The sequence below is a fragment of the Bacillus sp. 1A genome, from assembly GCF_052682215.1.
Genome location: NZ_JBQYLZ010000001.1, coordinates 2,418,556 through 2,440,359 on the forward strand (window position 1 = coordinate 2,418,556; position 21,804 = coordinate 2,440,359).

The 21,804-nt window shown below is 36.4% G+C and carries 22 protein-coding genes and 1 other annotated feature; of the genes, 17 read left to right on the top strand and 5 right to left on the bottom strand.

All coding sequences use genetic code 11. From position 1 onward, the window contains the following. The first annotated feature begins 17 nt into the window (after positions 1–17). Positions 18–896, top strand: coding sequence for an L-serine ammonia-lyase, iron-sulfur-dependent, subunit alpha (gene sdaAA / locus ACUN0F_RS12305; protein WP_000489470.1), 879 nt, complete (start codon positions 18–20; stop codon positions 894–896). A gap of 52 nt (positions 897–948) precedes the next feature. On the opposite strand, the gene proI is transcribed toward sdaAA, so the two are convergent. After that, positions 949–1,788, bottom strand: a complete 840-nt coding sequence (gene proI / locus ACUN0F_RS12310) for a pyrroline-5-carboxylate reductase ProI (RefSeq protein WP_000027261.1) — start codon at positions 1,786–1,788, stop codon at positions 949–951. Positions 1,789–1,953: 165 nt separating this feature from the next. On the opposite strand from proI, the gene ACUN0F_RS12315 reads away from it, so the two are divergent. After that, positions 1,954–2,907 (top strand): MBL fold metallo-hydrolase, encoded by a 954-nt coding sequence (locus tag ACUN0F_RS12315; protein ID WP_046956382.1) that lies wholly within the window; start codon positions 1,954–1,956, stop codon positions 2,905–2,907. A gap of 9 nt (positions 2,908–2,916) precedes the next feature. Then, positions 2,917–3,711 (top strand): SDR family oxidoreductase, encoded by a 795-nt coding sequence (locus tag ACUN0F_RS12320; protein ID WP_000147782.1) that lies wholly within the window; start codon positions 2,917–2,919, stop codon positions 3,709–3,711. A gap of 30 nt (positions 3,712–3,741) precedes the next feature. Here the strand turns inward: ACUN0F_RS12320 and ACUN0F_RS12325 are convergent, their stop codons facing one another. Beyond that, positions 3,742–3,927 (bottom strand): YqzH family protein, encoded by a 186-nt coding sequence (locus ACUN0F_RS12325; RefSeq protein WP_001003210.1) that lies wholly within the window; start codon positions 3,925–3,927, stop codon positions 3,742–3,744. Positions 3,928–4,305: 378 nt separating this feature from the next. Between ACUN0F_RS12325 and argC the strand changes: the two genes are divergently transcribed. The 7 genes from argC (at position 4,306) to ACUN0F_RS12360 (ending at position 10,476) form a co-directional block, all read left to right on the top strand. Continuing rightward, complete coding sequence (gene argC / locus ACUN0F_RS12330; RefSeq protein ID WP_445539533.1) at positions 4,306–5,343, top strand: N-acetyl-gamma-glutamyl-phosphate reductase; 1,038 nt, start codon at positions 4,306–4,308, stop codon at positions 5,341–5,343. Positions 5,344–5,353: 10 nt separating this feature from the next. After that, positions 5,354–6,577, top strand: a complete 1,224-nt coding sequence (gene argJ / locus ACUN0F_RS12335; RefSeq protein ID WP_141498572.1) for a bifunctional glutamate N-acetyltransferase/amino-acid acetyltransferase ArgJ — start codon at positions 5,354–5,356, stop codon at positions 6,575–6,577. Between the two features lie 11 nt (positions 6,578–6,588). Further along, the gene (argB, locus tag ACUN0F_RS12340; RefSeq protein WP_001286779.1) at positions 6,589–7,356 is read left to right on the top strand and encodes an acetylglutamate kinase; all 768 of its coding nucleotides are present in this window, start codon (positions 6,589–6,591) and stop codon (positions 7,354–7,356) included. Continuing rightward, on the top strand, positions 7,353–8,513 hold the full coding sequence (locus ACUN0F_RS12345) for an acetylornithine transaminase (RefSeq protein ID WP_445539534.1): 1,161 nt from the start codon (positions 7,353–7,355) through the stop codon (positions 8,511–8,513). The genes argB and ACUN0F_RS12345 overlap by 4 nt, the downstream gene beginning before the upstream one ends. Positions 8,514–8,525: 12 nt before the next feature. Next, positions 8,526–9,476, top strand: a complete 951-nt coding sequence (argF, locus tag ACUN0F_RS12350) for an ornithine carbamoyltransferase (RefSeq protein WP_000108882.1) — start codon at positions 8,526–8,528, stop codon at positions 9,474–9,476. Positions 9,477–9,650: 174 nt separating this feature from the next. Continuing rightward, positions 9,651–10,211: a DUF2062 domain-containing protein gene (locus ACUN0F_RS12355; RefSeq protein WP_002008481.1), complete on the top strand. Its 561-nt coding sequence runs from the start codon at positions 9,651–9,653 to the stop codon at positions 10,209–10,211. 58 nt (positions 10,212–10,269) lie between these two features. After that, the gene (locus ACUN0F_RS12360) at positions 10,270–10,476 is read left to right on the top strand and encodes a hypothetical protein (protein ID WP_445539535.1); all 207 of its coding nucleotides are present in this window, start codon (positions 10,270–10,272) and stop codon (positions 10,474–10,476) included. A gap of 24 nt (positions 10,477–10,500) precedes the next feature. On the opposite strand, the gene ACUN0F_RS12365 is transcribed toward ACUN0F_RS12360, so the two are convergent. Both ACUN0F_RS12365 and ACUN0F_RS12370 read right to left on the bottom strand, forming a co-directional pair. After that, positions 10,501–10,947, bottom strand: a complete 447-nt coding sequence (locus ACUN0F_RS12365) for a MarR family winged helix-turn-helix transcriptional regulator (protein ID WP_000445824.1) — start codon at positions 10,945–10,947, stop codon at positions 10,501–10,503. Positions 10,948–11,019: 72 nt separating this feature from the next. Then, positions 11,020–11,799, bottom strand: a complete 780-nt coding sequence (locus ACUN0F_RS12370) for a GDSL-type esterase/lipase family protein (protein WP_000755857.1) — start codon at positions 11,797–11,799, stop codon at positions 11,020–11,022. A gap of 362 nt (positions 11,800–12,161) precedes the next feature. Between ACUN0F_RS12370 and cpdB the strand changes: the two genes are divergently transcribed. After that, entirely contained in the window at positions 12,162–14,504 is a 2,343-nt protein-coding gene (cpdB, locus tag ACUN0F_RS12375) for a bifunctional 2',3'-cyclic-nucleotide 2'-phosphodiesterase/3'-nucleotidase (RefSeq protein WP_445539536.1), read from the top strand. Between the two features lie 48 nt (positions 14,505–14,552). On the opposite strand, the gene nhaC is transcribed toward cpdB, so the two are convergent. Continuing rightward, positions 14,553–15,926, bottom strand: a complete 1,374-nt coding sequence (gene nhaC / locus ACUN0F_RS12380; RefSeq protein WP_445539537.1) for a Na+/H+ antiporter NhaC — start codon at positions 15,924–15,926, stop codon at positions 14,553–14,555. A gap of 277 nt (positions 15,927–16,203) precedes the next feature. Beyond that, positions 16,204–16,424: a binding site (T-box leader), on the bottom strand. A gap of 142 nt (positions 16,425–16,566) precedes the next feature. On the opposite strand from nhaC, the gene ACUN0F_RS12385 reads away from it, so the two are divergent. The 6 genes from ACUN0F_RS12385 to bioC all read left to right on the top strand — a co-directional run bounded on the left by ACUN0F_RS12385 (position 16,567) and on the right by bioC (position 21,803). Beyond that, positions 16,567–16,899, top strand: a complete 333-nt coding sequence (locus ACUN0F_RS12385) for a hypothetical protein (protein WP_264460830.1) — start codon at positions 16,567–16,569, stop codon at positions 16,897–16,899. A gap of 122 nt (positions 16,900–17,021) precedes the next feature. Continuing rightward, complete coding sequence (bioA, locus tag ACUN0F_RS12390) at positions 17,022–18,410, top strand: adenosylmethionine--8-amino-7-oxononanoate transaminase (protein ID WP_046956389.1); 1,389 nt, start codon at positions 17,022–17,024, stop codon at positions 18,408–18,410. Then, a complete protein-coding gene (bioD, locus tag ACUN0F_RS12395; RefSeq protein WP_060488335.1) occupies positions 18,410–19,138 on the top strand; it encodes an ATP-dependent dethiobiotin synthetase BioD in 729 nt (242 codons plus the stop codon). Before bioA ends, bioD begins: the two co-directional genes overlap by 1 nt. Continuing rightward, entirely contained in the window at positions 19,104–20,291 is a 1,188-nt protein-coding gene (bioF, locus tag ACUN0F_RS12400) for an 8-amino-7-oxononanoate synthase (RefSeq protein WP_046956391.1), read from the top strand. Before bioD ends, bioF begins: the two co-directional genes overlap by 35 nt. Beyond that, positions 20,288–21,028 (top strand): alpha/beta fold hydrolase, encoded by a 741-nt coding sequence (locus ACUN0F_RS12405; RefSeq protein ID WP_445539538.1) that lies wholly within the window; start codon positions 20,288–20,290, stop codon positions 21,026–21,028. The genes bioF and ACUN0F_RS12405 overlap by 4 nt, the downstream gene beginning before the upstream one ends. Continuing rightward, complete coding sequence (bioC, locus tag ACUN0F_RS12410; protein WP_087985142.1) at positions 20,994–21,803, top strand: malonyl-ACP O-methyltransferase BioC; 810 nt, start codon at positions 20,994–20,996, stop codon at positions 21,801–21,803. Before ACUN0F_RS12405 ends, bioC begins: the two co-directional genes overlap by 35 nt. Position 21,804: the final 1 nt, after the last annotated feature.

The following is a 21,804-nucleotide window of genomic DNA, read 5'->3' on the forward strand; positions in this document are numbered from 1 at the left end:
TGCAGGGGGGACACACCATGTTTCGGAACGCAGCGGAACTAGTGGCGCAAGCTAAAGAACAAAATGTAAAAATCGCAGAAATTATGATTCAATGTGAAATGAAAACAAGAAGTATTTCACGTGAAGAAGTAATTGCTGGTATGGAAAAGAACTTAGTCGTGATGGAGCAAGCAGTAGAACGTGGTATTCGCGGAGTGAAATCACCAACTGGTTTAACTGGCGGAGATGCTGTAAAAGTTCAGGCGTATATGAATAGCGGAAAAGGCTTATCTGGAGATACGATTTTGGACGCGGTGAGTAAAGCTGTTGCAACAAATGAAGTAAACGCAGCGATGGGAATTATTTGTGCAACACCAACAGCAGGGTCTGCTGGAACAGTGCCAGGTGTACTGTTTGCACTGCAAGAAAAATTACAGCCGACACGCGAAGAGATGATCGAATTTTTATTTACAGCAGGAGCTTTCGGTATGGTTGTTGCGAATAATGCTTGTATTTCCGGCGCGGCAGGAGGTTGCCAAGCTGAAGTAGGTTCAGCAAGTGGAATGGCAGCAGCAGCAGCAGTTGAGATGGCTGGTGGAACACAAGATCAAGCAGCTACAGCGATGGCGATTTCATTAAAGAATATGCTTGGTTTAGTATGTGATCCTGTTGCAGGGCTTGTAGAAGTACCTTGTGTAAAACGTAATGCAGCAGGAGCTGCGAATGCGATGATTTCAGCTGATTTAGCATTAGCTGGCGTAACGAGTACAATTCCATGTGATGAAGTGATTGAGGCGATGTTTAGAATCGGACAAACGATGCCAGTAGCACTTCGTGAAACAGCTGAAGGTGGACTTGCAGCAACACCAACTGGTCGCCGTCTGCAAGAAGAGATTTTTGGGAAGACTAATAACTAAACAATATATGTTAATAAAAAAATGGGGCTCAAGTAAAATTGAGCTCCATTTTTTATTTTTCTTTTGTTAGTTGTTCTAATGTTTTCCCAAGATTATGTGATCGTTGTGTAGCCTGTGTAATACAAGAAATAAGTGCTTGTTGAAATTTATGTTCTTGTAATACTTCAATGCCTGCTTCGGTCGTTCCGCCAGGAGAAGTAATTTCCTTTCGCAAAACAGAAGGGTGTTTTTCACTTGCTTTTAGCATTTCAGCAGCACCAATCATCGTCTGAAGAATAAGTGACTTTGCAACATCTTCTTTTAAACCAATTGTTTTTGCGGCTTCTTCCATCGCTTCCACTACGTAATAAATATAAGCAGGCCCACTTCCAGATAATGCAGTGACAGCATGCATATCTTCTTCCTCTACAACAGAGACGAGACCGATTGTTTCAAATAAAGCTATGGCAGTCTGAATATGTTCCGCTGTTGCATGTTTTGAAGGCGAGATAGCGGTAGCTGATTTTAAAATAGCTGCAGATGTATTTGGCATCGCACGAATAATCGGAACATCTTTTTGAAGTAGGTTTCTAATCGAGTGAGTAGAAACACCTGCTAATAAGGAAATAATAAGCAGGTTATTATGTATATCTTCTTTAAAAGGAGTAAGTGCTTCTGCAACATCCTTTGGTTTCATTGCTAGAAAAAGAATAGTTGTATCAGTAAGTAGCTCTTTTTTATTATGCGTACCTTTGACGCCATATTTTTTATGTAGCTCCTGCAATCTTGTCTCGTTAGAACGATTACTTACGGTAATTTGTTCGCCTTTCACAACATTTGCATGTAACAAGCCACCAATAATAGCTTCAGCAATAGAGCCTGCACCGAGAAAGGAAATGTTTTGAATAGACATGATGTTCCTCCTTTAAATTTGGTTAGAAATTCTTATAAATGTACATACATTCGTTTTTTTATAGGAAACACCTCTTTTTATCTGAAAATAATGACAAATATATATAGAAGTTGTAAACTGAAGAAGTATTCATTTTTGAACCGGAAAGAGACAGGGGGGCTAAGCATGACGGCGATTCACCGAATGGAGATTCCTGTACCATTTGCAGTTGAAACTGTGAATGTGTTTTTAGTTGAGGGGGAGACATTAACATTAATTGATACAGGGACGAATACAGAAGAGGCAAGAAGTGCATTAGAAAGGCAATTAGGTACATTAGGATATGCGATAGAAGATATTAAAACAGTAGTCATTACGCATCATCATGCGGATCATTGTGGGCTTTTAAATATATTTTCTGAGAAAACGAACATTATTGGACATCCTTGGAATGAGCCTTGGATCACGCAAAATCCAGAATTTTTAAAGCGGTATCATGAGTTTTTTAGAGAGACAGCTTTGCAATTTGGTGTTCCAGCGGCATTTTTGAAAGACGAGGCGTTATTGACGACGAAGACACTTAAATATTCTTGTAATAGATCGTTAACGCATACTGTGAGAGAGGGAGATCGTATTGATTCTTTACCTGGGTTTACAGTAATCGAAACACCAGGTCATGCTTCCACTCATATTTCATTATATAGAGAATCTGATGGAATATTAATTGGCGGGGATGCTCTCATTAGCCATATTTCTTCGAATCCCATATTAGAACCACCATATGAAGGACAAACAGAAAGGGCGCGCCCTTTATTACAATATAATCAAACGTTAAAGCGTTTAAGTGAAATGAATATTTCGCGCATTTTATCAGGACATGGAGAAGATGTTCTAAATGTGAAACAACTTATTGATACGAGATTACAAAAGCAAGAAACACGTGCGTTTAAAGTGCTTGAGTTATTAAAGGAAAAACCAATGACAGCATTTGAAGTATGTGTAAAACTATTTCCGGTATTATATAAGGAGCAATTGCCGCTTACTATTTCAGAAACTGTTGGACAATTAGATTTTTTAGCATATAATCAACAAGTGATGATTGATGAATCTTCGCAACAATTGATTTATTATGCAAAGTAGGTGACAGCAATGACGGGACGTTTACAAGATAAAGTAATCGTCATTACAGGTGCTTCTAGTGGAATTGGAGAGCAAGTTGCAATGCAAGTTGCAGAGCAGGGGGCGACTCCAGTATTAATGGCTAGAACAGAAGAGAAATTAAAAGCGTTAGCAGAGAAAATTAAAGAAACTTATAATACGCCTTGCTATTATTATGTATTAGATGTAAGTGAAGAGATGGAAGTACAATCTGTTTTTTCAAAGGTATTACAAGAAGTGGGACGTATTGATATATTAGTAAACAATGCGGGATTTGGTATTTTTAAAACATTTGAAGATGCGTCAATGGATGAAGTGAAAGATATGTTCCAAGTAAATGTATTTGGATTAGTAGCTTGTACGAAAGCGGTACTACCCTATATGGTGAAAAGGAACGAAGGACATATTATTAATATTGCTTCACTTGCTGGGAAAATTGCAACTCCAAAATCGAGTGCGTATGCAGCGACGAAACATGCAGTATTAGGATTTACGAATAGTTTACGCATGGAGTTGTCTAGTACAAATATTTTCGTAACAGCGATTAATCCAGGTCCGATAGATACAAACTTTTTTGAAATAGCGGATCAATCCGGTACATATGTGAAAAATATGGGACGGTACATGTTAAAACCAACATATGTAGCAGAGCAAATCGTAAAATCGATGCAAACGAAAAAGCGTGAAGTAAACTTACCGAAGTGGATGGGCATTGGTCCGAAACTTTATGTACTATTCCCAGGTTTATTTGAGCGTATTGCAGGTAAATCATTAAGTAAAAAATAGGAGATTTCCATATGGAAATCTCCTATTTTTTTATTTTCCAGTCACATAATCGTAAACGATATCCTCAACTGCCTCGTATACATCAATTTCAGTATTTGAATGAATTATCGTTTGAATATGTTTAATTAGCATTTCCTGATCCTCATTTGACATAGGATTACATTGATATTGTTGAAAACTTTTTATGATCATTTTCTCAATTAATTTTTCATTCATGTTTTTCCCTGCCTGTATGTACATATGTATTGTTTTATCCCACTATTTGCCGGGCAGTAAAACTTCCACCTTAAAATTCGGCTAGAGCAAAGAAGTTAGGTGGGAGATCGACTGCCCGTAAACGCCCGATTGGTGTGGGCTAATAATCAGTGGGGATGAACAAAACCCCACTGATTATAGTTTCACTTTATTGTACTTGAAGTGAAATGAAAAAACTACTATACATTGTTTTTTGTATAAAAATTCAATTGTGTATATTGTTTTTCTAGTAAAATTAAGTTTTTTAAGTTTGTAAAATTTATAAATATTTAGTTGACTCTATAAATATACAATATTATAATCATACTTAATTTAAAAAATCGATATGAGGAGGAGCATATGAAAGTCGCGATTATTGGAGCAACTGGGTATGGAGGTATTGAGTTAATTCGGTTATTAGAGCAACATCCATATTTTTCGATAGCATCTCTTCATTCTTTTTCGCAAGTTGGCGAGTGTATAACAAATGTATATCCGCATTTTCAAAATGTTCTTGTTCATACGTTAAAAGAAATTAATGCGGAGGAAATAAAGAAGAAAGCAGAAATTGTATTTTTAGCAACTCCAGCAGGAGTATCAGGAGAGTTAACTCCAAAATTATTAGCAGTAGGTTTAAAAGTAATTGACCTATCTGGAGACTTTCGTATGAAAGATCCTTTCATATATGAACAGTGGTATAAAAGGGCAGCTGCAAAAGAAGAAGTTCTTAGTGAAGCTGTATATGGGTTAAGTGAATGGAAAAGGTCCGAGATTCAAAATACAAATTTAATTGCAAACCCAGGATGTTTTGCTACAGCCGCATTATTAGCGATATTGCCGTTAGTACGTAGCGGCATGATTGAAGAAGATTCCATTATTATTGATGCGAAATCAGGAGTATCTGGAGCTGGCAAAACGCCAACAACAATGACTCACTTTCCTGAGTTATACGATAACTTGCACATTTATAAAGTAAATGAGCATCAACACATTCCTGAGATTGAGCAAATGCTTGCAGAGTGGAATAGGGAAACGAAGCCAATCACGTTTAGTACACATTTAATACCGATATCACGGGGGATTATGGTTACACTTTATGCAAAAGTAAAACGAGAAATGGAAATAGAACAACTTCAAAAATTATATGAAGAAACGTATGAACAATCGGCTTTTATTCGAATTCGCACGCAAGGAGAGTTTCCAAGTCCGAAAGAAGTGAGGGGCTCAAATTATTGTGATATGGGGATAGCTTACGATGAAAGAACAGGAAGAGTGACAGTCGTTTCTGTTATAGACAATATGATGAAAGGTGCGGCTGGGCAAGCGATTCAAAATGCAAACATAGTTGCGGGACTAGAAGAAACAACAGGTTTACAACATATGCCGCTTTATCTATAAGGGGGACATGATGATTAAAGTAGAGTCTATTACAAAATTAGAAAATGGTTCAATTGTAACGCCAAAAGGCTTTTCGGCAATCGGTACTGCAAATGGTTTAAAAAAAGAACAAAGAGATTTAGGTGTGATCATTTGTGAAGTGCCAGCATCATGTGCCGCTGTCTATACAACGAATCAAATACAAGCAGCCCCGCTGCAAGTAACGAAAGACAGTATAGCAGCTGAGGGGAAATTACAAGCGATTATCGTCAATAGTGGAAATGCAAATGCTTGTACAGGAATGAAAGGATTACAAGATGCATACGAGATGCGTGCATTAGGGGCGGAACATTTTGGAGTGAAAGAAAATTACGTTGCAGTAGCTTCAACAGGTGTAATTGGTGTTCCTTTACCGATGGATATAATCCGAAAGGGAGTTGCAAATCTTATCCCGACGAAGGAAGTAAGTGAAGCTCATTCTTTTTCTGAAGCGATTTTAACGACGGATCTTATAACGAAAGAAACGTGCTATGAGATGATGATTGATGGGAAGAAAGTGGTGCTTGCTGGTGTTGCTAAAGGTTCAGGGATGATTCATCCGAATATGGCAACGATGCTGAGTTTTATTACGACAGACGCTCATATAGAGCATGATGTATTGCAAATAGCATTATCACAAATAACGAATCATACATTTAATCAAATTACGGTGGACGGAGATACTTCTACGAATGATATGGTCATCGTTATGGCAAGTGGATTATCAGAAACGAAACCAATCAATATGGAACATGCAGATTGGGAAACTTTCGTATTTGCTTTACAGAAGGTATGTGAAGATTTAGCAAAAAAAATTGCACAAGATGGTGAAGGTGCTACGAAATTAATAGAAGTAAATGTGCTAGGAGCTCGAACGAATGAAGAGGCAAAGAAAATTGCAAAGCAAATAGTCGGTTCGAGTCTTGTGAAAACAGCAATACATGGTGAAGACCCAAATTGGGGGCGAATTATTAGCAGTATGGGACAAAGTGAAGTAGCGATTAATCCAAATACAATTGATATTACTCTTCAATCTATCGCTGTGTTAAAAAATAGTGAACCTCAAATGTTTTCTGAAGAGGAAATGAAAAAGAAATTAAAAGAACATGAAATTATGATTGATGTGTATTTACATTTAGGAGAAGAAACCGGATCAGCTTGGGGCTGTGACTTAAGCTATGAATATGTGAAAATAAACGCTTGTTATCGTACATAAGGAGAGGGAAGATGAGCGATTATATTGTAGTGAAATGCGGCGGTAGTATGTTGGATCAATTAAATGATGTGTTTTTTGATTGTATAAAGAAATTGCAACAGAAGTATAAAGTAGTGATTGTCCATGGTGGCGGCCCAGAAATTGATGCGCAATTAAAAGATTGTAACATCAAAGTAGAAAAAAGAGATGGGTTACGAGTAACACCAAAAGAAGTTATGGATATTGTTCAAATGGTGCTATGCGGAAGTACGAATAAAAAATTTGTAATGAAGTTGCAAAGGCATAATTTACTTGCGGTAGGTTGTTCAGGGTGTGACGGCAATTTACTTCAAGTTCAACCTGTCAGCGAAGAAATAGGATATGTGGGAGAAGTAAGTTATGTCGAAACAGCCTTACTAAAAGGATTGATAAATTTGAATTATATTCCTGTTATTGCTCCAATCGGGATAAATGATAATGAGATTTATAACATAAATGCGGATACCGCTGCAGCTGGAATTGCGGCGGCGTTATCCGCAAAAGAACTCATTTTTATTACGGATGTAGATGGGATATTACATGAAGGAAAATTAGTAAAGAAAACGGATGAATTTGAAATTGTTACTTTAATAGAAAAAGGAGTTATTACAGGCGGGATGATTCCGAAAGTACAGGCGGCACTAGTGTCATTAAAAATGGGAGTGCAAAAGATAAGTATTGTGAACGGTACAAAAGATTTTACTGAAGTTACGGGAGAGTGTATCGGAACGACGGTAACGAAAGGAGTAAGTATCGTATGACAAGTCATCTTTTTCAAACATATGGGAGAAGAAATATTGAGTTTGTAAAGGGAAGTGGAACGAAAGTTATTGATAAAAATGGTAAGCAATATTTAGATTTTACATCAGGAATTGGCGTATGTAATTTAGGACATTGTCACCCTACTGTTATGAAAGCTGTACAAGAGCAACTTCATGATATATGGCATATATCTAACCTGTTTACAAACAGCTTACAAGAAGAAGTCGCGTCATTATTAACAGAAAATATAGCATTAGATTCTGTTTTTTTCTGTAATAGCGGGGCAGAGGCGAATGAGGCTGCGTTGAAGCTGGCTCGTAAGCATACTGGAAAATCTCTTGTCGTAACATGCCAGCAGTCTTTTCACGGTAGAACATTCGCAACGATGAGTGCGACGGGGCAAAATAAAGTGAAGGAAGGATTTGGTCCACTCCTTCCGTCATTTTTACATATCCCTTTTAACGACGTGAAGGTGTTAGAGGAAGTAATGAATGAAGAAGTGGCGGCGGTAATGGTAGAAGTTGTTCAAGGAGAGGGAGGAGTCATACCTGCTAATCTATCTTTTTTGGAAGGGATTGAAACATTATGTAATAAGTTCGGCTCCTTATTTATTATAGACGAAGTACAAACGGGGATAGGAAGAACAGGAACACTATTTGCTTACGAACAAATGGGAATAAAACCTGATATCGTTACCGTTGCAAAGGCACTAGGAAATGGTATTCCTGTTGGAGCGATGATCGGCCGTAAGGAACTCGGAACGTCGTTCACTGCAGGATCACACGGTTCAACGTTTGGCGGGAATTATGTTGCGATGGCTGCAGCGAAAGAAGTATTGCAAGGAAGTAAGAGACCATCGTTTTTAAAAGAAGTAAAGGAAAAGGGCGAATACGTATTAGAGAAGTTGCGAGAGGAATTACGACATGTCGACTGTATTCAAAATATACGTGGTAAGGGGCTTATGATTGGGATTGAGTGTAAGCATGAAGTTGCAAGTTTTATAGAACAACTAGAGAAAGAGGGACTTCTCGTATTACAAGCAGGATCTAATGTGATAAGACTATTACCACCACTTATTGTAACGAATGAAGAGTTAGAACAGGCAGTATATATGATAAAAAAAGTAGTTTTTACAAAAAACGTATCAATCATATAAGGGGGAAATTTCATGTCAACTGTACAAGTACCGAAATTAAATACGAAAGATCTGTTAACATTAGAAGAACTGACACAAGAAGAAATCATTTCTTTAATTGAGTTCGCTATATATTTAAAAAAGAATAAGCAAGAGCCTTTATTACAAGGAAAAATATTAGGCCTTATCTTTGATAAACATTCAACTCGTACTCGCGTATCTTTTGAAGCAGGAATGGTACAGCTTGGGGGACATGGCATGTTTTTAAGTGGGAAAGAGATGCAAATTGGAAGAGGGGAGAGCGTTTCAGATACTGCGAAAGTATTATCTCATTATATTGACGGGATCATGATACGTACATTCTCACATGCCGATGTAGAAGAGCTTGCAAAAGAATCGAGCATTCCTGTTATTAATGGATTAACGGACGATCACCATCCTTGTCAGGCGTTGGCAGATTTAATGACAATATATGAAGAAACAAATACATTTAAAGGAATAAAATTGGCTTACGTAGGTGATGGGAATAACGTATGTCATTCATTGTTGTTAGCGAGTGCGAAAGTTGGAATGAATATGACTGTTGCAACGCCTGTAGGGTATGAACCGAATGAGGAAATTGTAAAAAAAGCGTTAACGATTGCTGAAGAAACAGGAGCTGAAATTGAAATTTTGCATAACGCTGAATTAGCAGTGAGTAAAGCAGATTTCATTTATACTGACGTTTGGATGAGCATGGGGCAAGAGGGAGAAGAAGAGAAATATACTTTATTTCAACCGTACCAAATTAATACCGAACTTGTTATGCATGCGAAGCAAACGTATCGTTTCTTACACTGTTTACCTGCCCATCGTGAAGAGGAAGTAACAGGAGAAATTATAGATGGACCGCAGTCTATCGTATTTGAGCAAGCGGGTAATCGATTGCATGCGCAAAAAGCATTATTAGTAAGCTTATTTAAAAATGTAGAAGAGCCTTCCTAAATGATGTGCACCCCAATTGTTAAGCATGAATAACAATTGGGGTGTGCTTTTTATATTGAAATGTCGTATGTATATTTGGTTAACCATTTTGATATCATTTATAATGAAAGAGAAAATGAAATTTGTTTTTCAGAGTGTGTAAGGGCATACTAGGTATAAAATATAGTTAAAGAGATGATGAGGGTGAAAACAACTAAGAAAACATATTCGTTTTTCCAGCGGATGTGGAGAATATTAAAGTTTCAATATTATAAGTTGCTTCGATCACCAGAAGGAGCGAAGAAAGTATCATTAGGTTTTGCGATTGGTTTTGGCTTAGAGATGTTGGTCATATATACGGCATCGCTCGTATATATAATATTTTATCCGATCGTTCGATTAGCAAAGGGATCTTTTCCTGCTGCGGTTATTGGCAATATTATTGGGAAAATATCGTTTCTACCGATATTTTTATTTCCATTTGCTTATGCGTTAGGAAAAATGATATATCCATTTCATGTGCAAAAAATACATCATGAACCATTTACGATATCTGACTTGTTTTCGAGTCATATTTTTACAATGTTAAAGAGCTTGTTACAGAGTGAAGTGTATGTATTAATTGGAATGACGATTTTAGGAGTTGTGTTTGGAGGAATTTCATATTTCGTTGTGCATTATTTATATGAAAAGAACCGTAAGCTCCGCTTGAAGAACAGAAAGAAACGAGTGAGAGAACCACTCGTACAAATATAAAGAGTGTCACATTCATTTTCTCCTTTGAATATGTTTAAGAAAAAGGGGGAGAAAATGAATGTATTATTATTACGTACCGCAAGTATACCCATATGTAAATTATTATCCGGTTTATGATATGAGTAGACAATACGAATTATATCGACAACAACAAATACCACAAATACCACAAATACCACAACAACAGCCTACGCAAGAACAAAAACCATATTTAACGACATGGCCATATTCAAATGTGTACTATGGTAATTATTACGAATCATAAAGCTGCTTCTATGTAGAAGCAGCTTTATGCGTTTGTTTTCAAAATTAAATTTTGAATGGTTTGAAGAGAGTGAATGAGCTTTTCGCGCTCTTCCTCAGATAATGTTTGGAAATTTTCTTTTAATTTGTCTAAAATGAATTGTTGATACTGATTTACTAACAATTTCCCTTCAACTGTTAGGGAAATTAAAATGACCCGTCGATCTTTTTCGCTATAATGACGCTCTATTAGTTCTTCTTGAATCAGTTTGTTTAATAGAGGTGTCATGTTAGGCCGTGAAATCGCTAGCCGCTTGCCGATTTCGGAAACTGCTAATGTGCCATTTTCATGCAGAAGCAGCAATACTTGTGTATGTGATGGCGGCATATGTCTTTGAGAAGAAAATTCTCCAGGAAGCATAAATTTGCGATAAAAAAGAGGCACTAGCGAAAGAAGATGATCAACAATACGTTCCCACTCGCGTGATTCCATATAAAGGCCCCCTTCCACTATCATTGTAACAAAAAAGACATGTTATAAAAATAGAATTGTTTCATGGAAATTTTAATATTTGTAGGCCAACACTTTTTTTGTAAATGAATCGGCAATAATCGCGTAGCCATCATCATTTGGGTGTACTTGGTCAAAGAGTAAATCTTTTTTATCATTTGATATTAATTTACGAATTGGTAAAACGATAGATGGTTGATTTGCTTTTGAAATGGAATAAACGGATTCATTCCAGCCATCTAAAAACATATCTGCATAACTGGCGATGGAGTCATCGAGTTGTAACGGATTATAGAGTTCTGAGAGAATGAGTAAAGCGTTCGGATTTTGATCTCGAACTGTCTTTACAATATTTTTTATATCCGCTTCAAAATGAGCTTTTTCTTTATTTAACATTTTAATACCATCTATAACACCGACATCACGATTTAAACGGAATAAATTATTTCCTCCAATATTAATTGTAATAATATTTGCAGCTTTAATTTTTTGCTTTACATCTTCTGATTGCACTTTTTTAGCGAGACGATCTGTTGTAAGACCGTTTATCCCAAGGTTTTCTACGGTAATTGGTTTATGAATTTGTGCTTCTATTTGTCTAGAAGCTAATTCAGCAAATCCCCCGTGTGTCGATCCATATCCTTTGGCGAGCGAATCACCTAGTACGAGATGATAAAAGGAATCGTTTGTTTGCTTATCAAGCCAACTTGGAGTAGATGTTTTTTCTGTATTTTTTTCGGGTTCATTTTGTTTTGTCTCATCGCTCTTTTCAAAATAAGAATAAGAAATGATTAGAAGGAGGAGACAAACAATTGTTAAGATGACTTTTTTCATAAATTCATCCTCCTTGTAATTGGTAATTGTATCATATTCAGCAGTATTAACAATGTAAGGGCATATTATATGTTTATGAAAAGTTTACAACAACTTTACAGAAAATTTGTAGAAGTATGTCAAAAAATATTGACGATATGAAAGTACATTATATATGATAATGTCAGATAAGGTGAAATTTTAATGAGTAGGGCTTTATTTCCCACTAATTAAAGTTTCGCTAATCGGGCGTTTAAGGGGACTACTCATTAGCGCAGGATGAAATGAAAATCTTGTCTCTAATAGAAGAAAAAAGGTATGTGGTTAGAGGTAAATAGAGGTTTATTTCATTATTTTTGGTAATTGTATAAGGGGGATTTTTTGTGAAAAAGTCAAAAAAAATGCTAGCTGGAGCAACTCTTGCTATAGGTGTAATAGCGCCGCAAGTATTGCCAACAACAGCTCATGCGGATGAGCAAACTGGGGAGAGTACGGTTAACTTACGAATTCTAGAAACATCAGATATTCACGTTAACTTAATGAATTACGATTATTATCAAACGAAAACAGATAATAAAGTAGGTCTCGTGCAAACGGCAACACTTGTTAATAAAGCACGTGAAGAAGCGAAGAACTCTGTCCTATTTGATGATGGGGATGCATTGCAAGGGACACCACTTGGAGATTATGTAGCAAATAAAATAAATGATCCGAAGAAGCCTGTGGATCCTAGTTATACACATCCATTATATCGTTTAATGAATTTAATGAAGTATGACGTCATCTCTCTTGGGAATCATGAATTTAACTACGGTTTAGACTATTTAAACAAAGTAATTAGTAAAACAGAGTTCCCGGTTATTAACTCGAACGTCTATAAAGATGATAAAGATACTAATGAAGAGAACGACCAAAATTACTTTAAACCATATCATGTTTTTGAAAAAGAAGTAGAAGATGAATCAGGACAAAAACAAAAAGTGAAAATTGGCGTAATGGGATTTGTTCCACCTCAAGTTATGAATTGGGATAAAGCAAATTTAGAAGGAAAAGTGAAAGCGAAAGATATAGTTGAAACAGCGAAGAAAATGGTGCCAAAAATGAAAGCAGAAGGTGCAGATGTTATCGTTGCACTAGCGCATTCGGGCGTTGATAAGAGTGGATACAACGTTGGTATGGAAAACGCGTCGTATTATTTAACAGAAGTTTCTGGTGTAGATGCAGTATTAATGGGACATTCACATACTGAAGTGAAGGATGTATTTAATGGTGTTCCAGTTGTAATGCCTGGTGTCTTTGGAAGTAACTTAGGTATTATTGATATGCAATTGAAAAAGGTAAACGGAAAATGGGAAATACAAAAAGAGCAATCGAAGCCGCAACTTCGTCCGATTGCTGATAGTAAAGGGAATTCATTAGTACAATCCGATCAACAATTAGTTAATGAAATTAAAGATGATCATCAAGCGACAATTGATTATGTCAATACAGCTGTAGGAAAAACGACAGCGCCAATTAATAGTTATTTCTCATTAGTACAAGATGATCCTTCTGTACAACTTGTAACAAATGCACAAAAATGGTATGTAGAAAAGTTATTTGCTGAAAATGGACAGTATAGCAAATATAAAGGAATTCCAGTTTTATCTGCAGGCGCACCATTTAAAGCAGGTGGCCGAAACGGTGCTACATATTATACGGATATTCCAGCTGGAACGTTAGCAATTAAAAACGTGGCAGATTTATATGTATATCCAAATACGTTATATGCTGTAAAAGTAAATGGGGCACAAGTGAAAGAATGGCTTGAAATGTCTGCAGGGCAGTTTAATCAAATCGATCCAAAGAAAACAGAAGAACAACCATTAGTAAATATAGGCTATCCTACATATAACTTCGATATTTTAGATGGCTTAAAATACGAAATTGATGTAACACAACCAGCGAAATACGATAAAGATGGAAAAGTTGTAAATGCAAATACGAATCGTATTATAAATATGACATATGAAGGTAAGCCAGTAGCTGACAATCAAGAGTTCATCGTCGCTACAAATAACTATCGCGGAAGTAGCCAAACGTTCCCAGGTGTAAGTAAAGGAGAAGTTGTATACCAATCACAAGATGAAACACGTCAAATCATTGTGAAGTATATGCAAGAAACACCAGTTATTAATCCAGCAGCAGATAAAAATTGGACGTTTAAACCGATTGTTGCAGATAAATTAAATACAACATTCGATTCTTCACTAAATGCACAAAAGTATATAAAGAAAGATGGGAAAATATCATATGTTGGACCATCTGAAAATGAATTTGCTAAATATGCAATTGATATAACGAAGAAGAACGATGATGATAAGGAAACTGGTGGAGAGAATCCAACGACACCGCCAACAGGTGAAGGGAATAATGGAGGAAATCCAACGACACCACCAACAGGTGAAGGAAATAATGGAGGAAATCCAACGACACCACCAACAGATGAAGGTAGTAATGGAGAAAATCCAACGACACCACCAACAAATGAAGCAAATAATGCAGGATCTGGACAAACTACAACGGATAATCAAAACTCAAAAGAAACAACAACTGTAAGTGAAAATAAAGAAGACCGTGATTTACCGAAAACAGGTACAAGTGTTGCTTCTACAATTGGAGCAGGCTTGGCGTTTGTTGGAGCGGGATTACTTCTGTTATTTAGAAGAAAGAAAGCAAATAGATAGTGGAGAAATATAAAAAGGATTACCGATTCAGGTAATCCTTTTTATATATTATGAAAGTGTTACAGCTTTTTCTTTCTTCCATGAAAGGCCAAATCCAGTGAAACCAACAATAATTGTTAAGACTGGGCAAGCTAAACAGAAAATTGCGAATGGAAGGTAATCAAATGTCGGAACGCCAAGGACGTTCGATAAGAATACACCACTTACTCCCCATGGTACGAGCGGGTTAATAACTGTACCTGCATCTTCTAGTACTCGTGATAAATTCCGACGTTCTAAACCGACTTCATCGTATTTATTAGCAAATGCTTGTCCTGTTAAAACGATGGATAAGTACTGCTCACCAAGTAAGAAGTTTACACCAATTGCAGTTGAAGCAGTAGAAATAATTAAGCGTGTGCTATTTTTTACGAAGCTAGAGATAATATTCATCAGCTGCGCGATAATACCCATTCCTTGTAATAATCCTCCCATACAAAGAGCTAGGAAAATAAGCGCGATCGACATCATCATACTTTGCAGGCCACCGCGAGATAGTAAGCTATCAATGTCTTTAATACCAGTTTTAGAAACGTAGCCGTCTTGCATAATTTTCATTAAATCAGCTAAAGAAGTGCTAGGTTTGAAAATAAAGAGAATAATAATTCCTACTACAATTCCTGCAAGCAATGTTGGAACTGCTGGAACTTTTTTAAATGCGAATAGGAACAGTAATAAAATTGGAATTAGTGTAACGATAGAAATCGTTGTATTTTTCTCTAATGTGCTAATAAAGTTTGTGAAGTCAACGTCTCCACTAGTGCTGCCTCCTAAAATGAAAAATGCGATAAAAGCAATAATGAATGCTGGAACTGTTGTCCAAAGCATGTTACGAATATGCTCAAATAAATCTACACCCGTAACAGCAGGAGCTAAGTTAGTTGTATCAGATAAGGGAGACATTTTATCTCCAAAGAACGCACCAGAAATAATTGCACCAGCAATTAGAGCCGGATAATATCCGAGAGCACTACCCATGCCCATAAAGGCAAGTCCTACAGTTGCGGCAGTTGTAAAGGCACTACCGATACTCGTTCCAACAATTGCACAAACAACAAAAACAGTTGGAATGAAAATTTTAGGAGATACAAGTTGGAAGCCGTATACCATTAAAGTTGGAATTGTTCCAGCGGCGATCCAAACACTAATTAATACGCCTACAAGCAAGAAAATAAAAATAGATGGAATACCAGCTGAAATACTACTAATCATCCCTTTCTCCATCGTAGACCAAGAGATTTTTTTCATAAATCCAAATGCTAATAAAAGAACGATACCAAATAAAATTGGGATGTGTGGTGAAACTTCTAATTGAATAACACTAAAGCCAATACAGAAAAAGATAAATAATGTTAAAAGAACAGATTCAATTTTTGAAACCATTGTTTTCCCCTCCTAAGTAATTTAAAATAGCTCTTTTTTATATAAAATTCGCCAATATTGTGTATTTCCTTCTAAAATTTAGAATTTTGTGACAAATTATCGGTAATTGTTGGTCCTTCATTATGATACGGAAATGATTGGATAAAAAAACGTCCCTGCATATAATTATGCAGGGACGAAGAAATCGCGGTACCACCCTAGCTTGTGAAATGAATGTATCACAAAATAAAGGGTCGTATGATATGCGTTAATAAAATAAAAACGCCCCTGCAATATATGCAGGGACGAAAAATTCGCGGTACCACCCTAAATTGTGAAACAGTTTCGTTTCACCACTCTTTAGATATAACGGTCTATAACCGTCTTTCGCTACTCCTTACGTTTCGCAAAAGAAGCTCCAGGGGGTAATTCATAATTCGCTCTGTACTGGTTCGCACCGACCACCAGCTCTCTGAAATCAGAAATCGAAATACTACTAAGTCCTATCAATGCCGATTCATATGATGTTAGTTAAATTTTTATCACATTTTCATCTTATATGTCAATAAAAATGTTCAATATTTTTTTAGGGAAATAAAGGTTAAATGTTTTTAATGTTCTAAATTTGTACGTTATAATGAATTTGAAAGGGGAGGAAAGAGTGAAGAAAAAAATAATTCTTTTTACCACCTTACTAGTCATTGGCGGAAGTGCTGGAATTTACACAGCTTTTGCAGCTGAATCAGAGCAGTCAAAACAAAGTCGAACAAAGCAGTCAGAAGTGAAGAAATCGACGGAAAAAGCAGCTGAGAAACTAGGAGTTTCTACTGAAGGAAAAACAAAAGAAGAGGTTACGAAAGAAGTAAATACCGCAAGATTTGAGAAGCGCCATGATTTATTAATTGAACATGCAAAACAACTTGGAATTGATACAGAAGGAAAAAAAGATGAAGAGATTATTTTAGAAATCGGAAAGGTACAACACGGAAAGTAGAACAACTTATCGTATGATAAGTTGTTCTTTTTTAAGAACTATTTGATTTAAAAATAATTGACAGTCATTTAAATTTAATGTTAACTTTATTTATAAAATAGTTAACATTAGGGGTGACAATTGTGACTGTTAATAGTAATACGACTGAAAAATCGTCTTATACATATGAAGAATTATCGGAGAAAAATAAAGCTTATGTATGGCATCCGTTTACACAAATGAAAGATTATTTAGAAGAAGACCCTGTCATTATTGAACGTGGAGAGGGAAGAAAGCTATACGATGTAAATGGAAATGAATATTGGGATGGTGTTTCATCTATTTGGTTAAATGTTCACGGACATCAAGTACCAGAATTAGATGAAGCAATTCGTGAGCAATTAAATAAAATTGCCCATTCTACTATGCTAGGACTTGCTAACGTTCCATCTATTTTATTAGCAGAAAAAATAATTGAAGTTGTGCCAGAAGGTTTGAAGAAAGTATTCTATTCAGACTCCGGTTCTAGCGCCGTTGAAATTGCAATTAAGATGGCCTTTCAATATTGGCAGCATAAAGGAAAACCGAAGAAACAAAGATTTGTTACATTAAAAGAAGCGTATCACGGTGATACAATTGGAGCTGTTTCAGTAGGAGCGATAGACTTGTTTCACCAAGTGTATAGTTCACTTTTATTTGAGGCAATTAAAATGCCGTATCCATATACATATCGTTCTCCTTATGGAAATAATAAGGAGGAAATTGTGAAAAAACATTTAGAAGAAATGGAAGAGCTGCTGAAAGAAAAGCATGAAGAAATTGCGGCGATTATTGTAGAGCCTTTAATGCAAGGTGCTGGCGGTATGATTACAATGCCAAAAGGATACTTAAGAGGGCTCCGTAATTTATGTACAAAATATAATGTTCTATTTATTACAGATGAGGTAGCGACTGGATTTGGGCGTACCGGGAAAATGTTTGCATGTGAACATGAAAATGTAACGCCGGACATTTTAACAGCGGGAAAAGGTTTAACAGGTGGATATTTACCAGTTGCAATCACCGTAACGACAGATGAAATTTATAATGCCTTTTTAGGAGACTATGAAGAACAAAAAACGTTTTTCCACGGTCATAGTTATACAGGGAATCCGTTAGGGTGTGCGGTAGCCATTGCGAATCTAGAGCTATACGAGAAAACAAATTTAATAGAAGAAGTGGCACGTAAGACAGAATATGTGGCGACGCAATTAGAATCGCTCTTTGCATATAAACATGTAGGGGATATTCGTCAGTGCGGGTTAATGGTTGGAATTGAACTTGTGAAGAATAAGGAAACGAAAGAAGCGTTTGAATGGACAGAGAGAGTCGGTGTTCAAGTATGTAAACGTTCAAGAGAGCTGGGCATGATTTTGCGACCACTCGGTAATACGATTGTATTTATGCCTCCTCTTGCTTCTACAATTGATGAGATTGATGATATGTTACGTATTTTGTATAAAGCAATCTCGGATGTTACGGAGGGAGAATAATGGGCGGTTTTTTTGTTACAGCAACGGATACTGAAGTGGGGAAAACTGTAGTTGCCGGTGCATTAGCAGGTGTATTTAGAGAATTGGGATATAACATCGGGGTATATAAACCGTTGCAAAGTGGACATGTTGCATCAAATCCAGAGGGAGATGCAGCAAGGCTAAAAGCATTATCAGGTGTACCGACAAAAGAAGATGAAATTTGCCCTTATTCTATTGAAGAGCCTCTTGCTCCGAGACTTGCCATGAAAAGAGCTGGAAGAGTAGTACATTTAAAAGACATTATGGATCATTATAATGAACGATTGAAAGAGTTTAATAGCCTATTTGTAGAAGGAGCAGGTGGACTGGCTGTTCCATATACAGAAGACGCTTTAGTAATTGATTTCGCAAAGGAATTACAGCTTCCTCTTATTATAGTCGCACGCCCTACATTAGGAACAGTAAATCATACAGTTTTAACGATTGCTTATGCAAAGGCACATGGCTTAACAGTAGCAGGTGTAATTTTATCCGGCTGCAAAGAATGTGAAATGGAAAGAGTACAAGCAAATAAAGAAATGATTGAAGAGCTAAGTGGGGTACCGGTTTTAGGTTTATTACCATTCTTTGAAGGTGCGTTTACAAAAGAAGAAGTCTTGGAATCTGCAAAAGAGTATATAATGATTTCAAAATTAGAGGAGTTCATCCGAAATGAATCAAACGTGGCGCACACATCTTCAATCTAAATTGCAACAATTAAATAAGCAAGGGCAGTATCGCAATTTGCATGTAACAGAACAAGCAGAAGAGACATGGCTTATTCGAGATGAAAAAAGGATGCTAAATTTAGCGTCAAATAATTATTTAGGGTTAGCTGGAGATGAGAGGTTAAAAGAAGCTGCTATTGCATGCACAAGAAAATATGGAACTGGAGCGACAGCATCAAGGCTCGTTGTAGGAAATTATTCACTGTATGAAGAGGTTGAGAGAAGTATATGCGATTGGAAAGGCACTGAAAAAGCCTTAGTTGTAAATAGTGGATATACCGCAAATGTTGGAGTGATTTCTTCATTAGCCTGTCGTCACGATATTGTGTTTAGTGACAAATTAAATCACGCAAGCATCGTTGATGGGATTATATTAAGCGGAGCAGAGCATAAAAGGTATCGTCATAATGATTTAGATCATTTAGAGAAGCTGTTGCAAGTAGCACCGCCAAAAAAGAAAAAATTAATCGTAACAGATACTGTTTTTAGTATGGATGGTGATACTGCATATTTAAGAGATTTAGTGCAAATGAAAGAGAAATATGGAGCAATGATTATAGTCGATGAAGCACATGCGAGTGGAATATATGGAATTGATGGAGCAGGGTTGTCTCATATAGAAAAAGATATTGCTCAAAAAATTGATATACATATGGGGACGTTTAGCAAAGCTCTAGGGTGTTATGGTGCGTATTTGACAGGTGATGCAATGTATATAGAGTATTTACAAAATATGATGAGAAGCTTTATTTTTACAACAGCTTTACCACCAGGAACGTTAGGAGCAGTGCAAAAAGCAATTGAAATTGTGAAAGAAGATAATGAAAGAAGAGAGAGACTTATAGAGAATGGAGCATATTTTAGGACACATTTGCAAGAAGCTGGTTTTGATATTGGGAATAGCTCAACTCATATTGTACCGATTGTAGTCGGTTCAAATGAAGCAGCTTTACGGTTTAGTAGAAGGTTGCAAGAGGTAGGTATTGCAGCAATTGCAATTCGTCCACCAACGGTTCCAGTTAATAGTTCACGGGTCCGTTTTGCAGTTACGTCCCAACATACAATAGCTGATTTGAAATGGGCTATTCAGCATATTATACGCATTGATAAAGAAGAGGGGTTTTTCGTATGAAAGAGCTAAAGGTTATTTTTATTCCTGGATGGGGAATGGAAGAAGGTGTTTGGACTTTAGTTCTGCCGTATTTTAAAGAATATTCTGTTCAATGTATCAATTGGCGTAATGTGAAAGAACAAAGTGAATTTGCGGGGCGAATAATAGATGTAGCAAAAGATGAAAATGTAATTTTAGTTGGATGGTCACTAGGAGCGTTAGCAGCAGTTCAAGCTCATAAACAGGTTAAGGCAAAAGGTATCGTACTAATTGGTGGTACTGCCAAATTTACAAGTACGAACGATTATACGAGTGGATGGAATACTCTGCATGTAGAACGGCTAAAAAAGAATTTAGTGAGAAAGAAAGAAGATACGCTCAAGCGGTTTTATGAAAATATGTTTACAAAAGATGAGCTGAAAGAGAATAAAAGGTTTGAAGATATGATAAAACGCTTTAAAGGTGATTCTATTCAGTCTTTGCAATTAGGTTTGGAGTATTTAATAGAAGCAGATATGAGAGAAGAACTGAAAGAAATGAAAGTCCCTATACTACTTATTCACGGAGAGCAGGATGTAATTTGTCCATTGTCTGCAGCGCGTAGTATGGCTGAGAATGAGACTGCCACGCTCAAGGTAGTAAGTGAGGCTGGACACGCATTATGTGTAACGAATTTCGAATATTGCGGAAATGAGATAATTCAATTTGTAGAGGGGATACGACATGATCAACAAAACGTTACTTCAAAAACGGTTTAACGCGGCATCTGTATCCTACGATCAATATGCAAATGTACAAAAAAAGATGGCACATTCATTACTTTCTACATTGAATCGGCGATATAGTGCAAATTCATCGATACGTATTTTAGAACTTGGATGCGGAACAGGATATGTTACAGAGCAATTGTCAAACTTATTTCCGAAAGCACATATTACAGCCATTGATTTTGCTGAAAGTATGATTGCAGTTGCGAAAACTAGACAAAATGTGAAAAATGTAACGTTTTACTGTGAGGATATCGAAAGATTACGACTAGAAGAAACATATGATGTCATTATTTCAAATGCCACATTTCAATGGCTAAATGATTTAAAACAAGTGATAAGAAATTTATTTCATCATTTGTCTATAGATGGGATATTACTCTTTTCAACGTTTGGACATGAAACATTTCAAGAATTGCATGCTTCGTTCCAGCGGGCGAAAGAAGAAAAAAATATACAAAATGAAACATCGATTGGGCAACTTTTTTATTCGAAAAATCAGTTGCGCCATATGTGTGAAATAGAAACAGGGGATGTGCATGTTTCTGAAACATGTTACATAGAGAGATTTACAGAAGTTAGGGAGTTTCTACACTCTATTCGAAAAGTAGGAGCGACCAATAGTAATGAAGAATCATATTGTCAAAGTCCCTCACTCTTTCGTGCGATGCTTCGCATATACGAAAGAGACTTCACGGAAAATGAAGGGATAATGGCGACGTATCATGCTTTATTTATGCATATAACAAAAGAGGGGAAGAGATGAA

Excerpts from the sequence above, each read along its gene's own strand:
- argB (WP_001286779.1), top strand. The coding sequence starts at position 6,589 with ATGAGCGATTATATTGTAGTGAAATGCGGCGGTAGTATGTTGGATCAA.
- nhaC (WP_445539537.1), bottom strand. The coding sequence starts at position 15,926 with ATGGTTTCAAAAATTGAATCTGTTCTTTTAACATTATTTATCTTTTTC.
- argF (WP_000108882.1), top strand. The coding sequence starts at position 8,526 with ATGTCAACTGTACAAGTACCGAAATTAAATACGAAAGATCTGTTAACA.
- sdaAA (WP_000489470.1), top strand. The coding sequence starts at position 18 with ATGTTTCGGAACGCAGCGGAACTAGTGGCGCAAGCTAAAGAACAAAAT.
- ACUN0F_RS12370 (WP_000755857.1), bottom strand. The coding sequence starts at position 11,799 with ATGAAAAAAGTCATCTTAACAATTGTTTGTCTCCTCCTTCTAATCATT.
- ACUN0F_RS12315 (WP_046956382.1), top strand. The coding sequence starts at position 1,954 with ATGACGGCGATTCACCGAATGGAGATTCCTGTACCATTTGCAGTTGAA.
- ACUN0F_RS12360 (WP_445539535.1), top strand. The coding sequence starts at position 10,270 with ATGTATTATTATTACGTACCGCAAGTATACCCATATGTAAATTATTAT.
- ACUN0F_RS12405 (WP_445539538.1), top strand. The coding sequence starts at position 20,288 with ATGAAAGAGCTAAAGGTTATTTTTATTCCTGGATGGGGAATGGAAGAA.
- proI (WP_000027261.1), bottom strand. The coding sequence starts at position 1,788 with ATGTCTATTCAAAACATTTCCTTTCTCGGTGCAGGCTCTATTGCTGAA.
- argC (WP_445539533.1), top strand. The coding sequence starts at position 4,306 with ATGAAAGTCGCGATTATTGGAGCAACTGGGTATGGAGGTATTGAGTTA.
- ACUN0F_RS12325 (WP_001003210.1), bottom strand. The coding sequence starts at position 3,927 with ATGAATGAAAAATTAATTGAGAAAATGATCATAAAAAGTTTTCAACAA.
- bioD (WP_060488335.1), top strand. The coding sequence starts at position 18,410 with ATGGGCGGTTTTTTTGTTACAGCAACGGATACTGAAGTGGGGAAAACT.
- argJ (WP_141498572.1), top strand. The coding sequence starts at position 5,354 with ATGATTAAAGTAGAGTCTATTACAAAATTAGAAAATGGTTCAATTGTA.
- ACUN0F_RS12365 (WP_000445824.1), bottom strand. The coding sequence starts at position 10,947 with ATGGAATCACGCGAGTGGGAACGTATTGTTGATCATCTTCTTTCGCTA.
- ACUN0F_RS12320 (WP_000147782.1), top strand. The coding sequence starts at position 2,917 with ATGACGGGACGTTTACAAGATAAAGTAATCGTCATTACAGGTGCTTCT.
- bioF (WP_046956391.1), top strand. The coding sequence starts at position 19,104 with ATGAATCAAACGTGGCGCACACATCTTCAATCTAAATTGCAACAATTA.
- bioC (WP_087985142.1), top strand. The coding sequence starts at position 20,994 with ATGATCAACAAAACGTTACTTCAAAAACGGTTTAACGCGGCATCTGTA.
- ACUN0F_RS12355 (WP_002008481.1), top strand. The coding sequence starts at position 9,651 with ATGATGAGGGTGAAAACAACTAAGAAAACATATTCGTTTTTCCAGCGG.
- ACUN0F_RS12345 (WP_445539534.1), top strand. The coding sequence starts at position 7,353 with ATGACAAGTCATCTTTTTCAAACATATGGGAGAAGAAATATTGAGTTT.